At 67.3% G+C, this 3,616-nt stretch carries 5 protein-coding genes; 2 read left to right on the top strand and 3 right to left on the bottom strand.

Features of this window, described 5'->3' with window-relative positions; translation table 11 throughout:
- A partial coding sequence (locus AC1D15_RS22300) for a LysR family transcriptional regulator (RefSeq protein WP_477827684.1) occupies positions 1-141 on the bottom strand: 141 nt, incomplete at its 3' end.
- A 101-nt stretch (positions 142-242) separates the two neighbouring features.
- Between AC1D15_RS22300 and ilvD the strand changes: the two genes are divergently transcribed.
- Entirely contained in the window at positions 243-1,931 is a 1,689-nt protein-coding gene (ilvD, locus tag AC1D15_RS22295) for a dihydroxy-acid dehydratase (RefSeq protein ID WP_477827683.1), read from the top strand.
- Between the two features lie 102 nt (positions 1,932-2,033).
- Here the strand turns inward: ilvD and AC1D15_RS22290 are convergent, their stop codons facing one another.
- Positions 2,034-2,291, bottom strand: coding sequence for a TIGR04438 family Trp-rich protein (locus AC1D15_RS22290; RefSeq protein WP_465111905.1), 258 nt, complete (start codon positions 2,289-2,291; stop codon positions 2,034-2,036).
- Positions 2,292-2,394: 103 nt separating this feature from the next.
- Here AC1D15_RS22290 and AC1D15_RS22285 point away from each other — a divergent pair, with 103 nt between their 5' ends.
- Positions 2,395-2,703: a c-type cytochrome gene (locus AC1D15_RS22285; protein ID WP_047504343.1), complete on the top strand. Its 309-nt coding sequence runs from the start codon at positions 2,395-2,397 to the stop codon at positions 2,701-2,703.
- Between the two features lie 123 nt (positions 2,704-2,826).
- Here the strand turns inward: AC1D15_RS22285 and AC1D15_RS22280 are convergent.
- On the bottom strand, positions 2,827-3,616 hold a 790-nt coding region (locus tag AC1D15_RS22280), incomplete at its 5' end, for an AMP-binding enzyme (protein WP_477827682.1).

The raw sequence follows: 3,616 nt of genomic DNA, 5'->3' as shown, positions 1-3,616 counted from the left end.
GGCCTCGATCTGCCGGATCGCGAGCGTCAGCGGCGGCTGCGTCATGTTCAGCTGCTGCGCCGCGCGGCCGAAGTGCAGCGTCTCGGCCAGCACCAGGAACTGCCGCCAGGCGCGCAGCTCGATGCGCAGCTCGTCACTCATACACAAGACATATCAATCCACCACGCTGGATATATTGGACGACATTCTGCACGCGATCGATACTCACGCTCCCCCCGAGCATTCCGCCAGGAGACACCCCGATGAGCAGCCCCGTCAACCGCCGTTCGAAGAACATCACCGAAGGCGTCGCACGCGCGCCGAACCGTTCGATGTACTACGCGCTCGGCTACCAGGAAGGCGACTTCAAGAAGCCGATGATCGGCGTGGCCAACGGCCATTCGACGATCACGCCGTGCAACTCCGGCCTGCAGAAGCTGGCCGACGCCGCGGTGGCCGGCATCGAGGAGGCCGGCGGCAACGCGCAGATCTTCGGCACGCCGACCATCAGCGACGGCATGGCGATGGGCACCGAGGGCATGAAGTACAGCCTGGTGTCGCGCGAGGTGATCGCCGACTGCATCGAGACCTGCGTCGGCGGCCAGTGGATGGACGGCGTGCTGGTGGTCGGCGGCTGCGACAAGAACATGCCCGGCGGCATGATGGGCATGCTGCGCGCCAACGTGCCGGCGATCTACGTCTACGGCGGCACCATCCTGCCGGGGCGCTACAAGGGCCAGGACCTGAACATCGTCAGCGTGTTCGAGGCGGTCGGCCAGTTCAGCGCCGGCAACATGAGCGAGGAAGACTTCTGCGAGATCGAGCGCCGCGCGATCCCCGGCAGCGGCTCGTGCGGCGGCATGTACACCGCCAACACGATGAGCTCGTCGTTCGAGGCGCTGGGCATGGCCCTGCCCTTCAGCAGCACGATGGCCAACCCGCACGACGAGACCGCCAACACCGCGAAGGCGGCGGCGCGCGTGCTGGTCGAGGCGGTGAAGGCCGACCTGAAGCCGCGCGACATCGTCACGAAGAAATCGATCGAGAACGCGGTGGCGGTGATCATGGCCACCGGCGGCTCGACGAATGCGGTGCTGCACTTCCTCGCGATCGCGCATGCGGCCGGCGTCGACTGGACGATCGACGACTTCGAGCGCGTGCGCCGCAAGGTGCCGGTGCTGTGCGACCTGAAGCCCTCGGGCAGGTACCTGGCGGTCGACCTGCACCGTGCCGGCGGCATCCCGCAGGTGATGAAGGTGCTGCTGAAGGCCGGGCTGCTGCACGGCGACTGCATGACGATCACCGGCAAGACGGTGGCCGAGAACCTGGCCGACGTGCCCGACGTGCCGCGCGCCGACCAGGACGTGATCCGCACCATCGACAACCCGATGTACGCCGAGGGCCACCTCGCGATCCTGAAGGGCAACCTGTCGCCCGAGGGCTGCGTCGCGAAGATCACCGGCCTGAAGAACCCGGTGATCACCGGGCCGGCGCGGGTGTTCGACGACGAGCAGTCGGCGCTGGCCGCGATCATGGCGCGCAAGATCGTCGCCGGCGACGTGATGGTGCTGCGCTACCTTGGCCCGAAGGGCGGACCGGGCATGCCCGAGATGCTGGCACCGACCGGCGCGCTGATCGGCCAGGGCCTGGGCGAATCGGTCGGCCTGATCACCGACGGCCGCTTCTCCGGCGGCACCTGGGGCATGGTGGTGGGGCACGTCGCGCCCGAGGCCTACGCCGGCGGCACCATCGCGCTGGTGCATGAAGGCGACTCGATCACGATCGATGCCCACACGCTGACGCTGCAGTTGAACGTCAGCGACGAGGTGCTGGCGCAGCGCCGCGCCGCCTGGACGCCGCCGAAGCCGCGCTACACGCGCGGCGTGATGGCGAAGTTCTTCAAGAATGCCGCCAGCGCCAGCCAGGGCGCGGTGCTCGACAAGCTGGATTAAGCCAGCGCAAAGGATCAACCGATCAAGCAACGCCCGCGGAACCGGCTTTGCCGGGCCGCTGGGTGGCGCCCCTTGKGGGCAGGAGCGCAGCGACTGGGGGGCTCACACCTTCCGCTTCTTGCGGCGACCGCGCTTGTCCATGCCGAGCTTCGCGAGACTTTCTTCGCGGCGCTTGGCGACGCGCTCGTCCATCTTCTCGATCTCCTTGCGCTTGGTGTAGCCGGTCGCATCGGCAAACATCCACCAGGCAATGGCCGCGCCGAAGGGCCACAGGATCGCGATCCACCCCCACTCGGCTGCCGGGCCCACTTCGGCCAGTTTCATCACCAGCAGCAGCACCCCCAAAACGACGAAATACATGAGCTTCCCTCGATCTTTTGACTTGTCCTACGTGAGGCAACGGTCAACCATGCCACGTAGAATTCGTTGAGTTTCCAGTATCCCACCCCTTCGGAAGGAAATCATGAAGTCGCTGCTCTCGCTGATCGTTGCCCTCTCCGCCCTGGCAGCCGCACCGGCTTTCGCCAACCCGGAGCTGGCGCAGAAGAAGAATTGCATGGCCTGCCACGCCGTCGACAAGAAGCTGGTCGGCCCGGCCTACAAGGAGGTCGCCGCGAAGTACGCCGGCCAGAAGGACGCCGTCGACAAGCTGTCGGCGAAGGTGATCAAGGGCGGCGCCGGCGTGTGGGGCGCGGTCCCGATGCCCGCGAACACGCAGGTGTCCGACGCCGAGGCCAAGCAGTTGGTGACCTGGATCCTGAGCTTGAAGTGACCCACCCCCGAAGGCGCTGACGCGCCCTCCCCCTCAAGGGGGCGCCTCCAGTGGCCCGGCAAAGCCGGCTCCACGGAGGCCGCTGGATGAAGAAGGCCCCTGCGGGGCCTTCGTCTTTTCCGATCAGTAGGCTTGGCCGAGTTGCTCGAGGATCGCCGGATTTTCGAGCGTGCTGGTGTCCTGCGTCACCGCCTCGCCCTTGGCCACCGAGCGCAGCAGCCTGCGCATGATCTTGCCGGAGCGCGTCTTCGGCAGGTTGTCGCCGAAGCGGATGTCCTTCGGCTTCGCGATCGGGCCGATCTCCTTGCCGACCCAGTCGCGCAGCTGCTTCGCGATGGCCTTGGCTTCGTCACCGCTCGGACGCGGGCGCTTCAGCACGACGAACGCGCAGATCGCCTCGCCGGTCGTGTCGTCCGGGCGGCCGACCACCGCCGCTTCGGCCACCAGGTCGGTGAAGCCCACCAGCGCCGATTCGATCTCCATCGTGCCCATGCGGTGGCCGCTGACGTTCAGCACGTCGTCGATGCGGCCGGTGATCGTGAAGTAGCCGGTCTTCTCGTCGCGGATCGCACCGTCGCCGGCCAGGTAGTAGCGGCCCTGGAAGTCGGCCGGGTAGTAGCTCTTCTTGAAGCGCTCCGGGTCGCCGTAGATGGTGCGGATCATCGACGGCCACGGCTTCTTGACGACCAGGATGCCGCCCTGCCCGTTCGGCACGTCCTTGCCGGTCTCGTCGACGACGGCGGCGATGATGCCGGGGAACGGCAGCGTGCACGAGCCCGGCACAAGCGGCGTCGCGCCCGGCAGCGGCGTGATCATGTGGCCGCCGGTCTCGGTCTGCCAGAAGGTGTCGACGATCGGGCAGCGGCCGCCGCCGATGTGCTCGTGGTACCACTCCCAGGCAGCAGGGTTGATC

The sequence above is a fragment of the Rhizobacter sp. P2_H2 genome (assembly GCF_056403375.1).
The sequence above is the reverse complement of the archived record's forward strand: the minus strand, read 5'-3'. Positions and strand labels throughout refer to the sequence as shown.

Excerpts from the sequence above, each read along its gene's own strand:
- ilvD (WP_477827683.1), top strand. The coding sequence starts at position 243 with ATGAGCAGCCCCGTCAACCGCCGTTCGAAGAACATCACCGAAGGCGTC.
- AC1D15_RS22290 (WP_465111905.1), bottom strand. The coding sequence starts at position 2,291 with ATGTATTTCGTCGTTTTGGGGGTGCTGCTGCTGGTGATGAAACTGGCC.
- AC1D15_RS22285 (WP_047504343.1), top strand. The coding sequence starts at position 2,395 with ATGAAGTCGCTGCTCTCGCTGATCGTTGCCCTCTCCGCCCTGGCAGCC.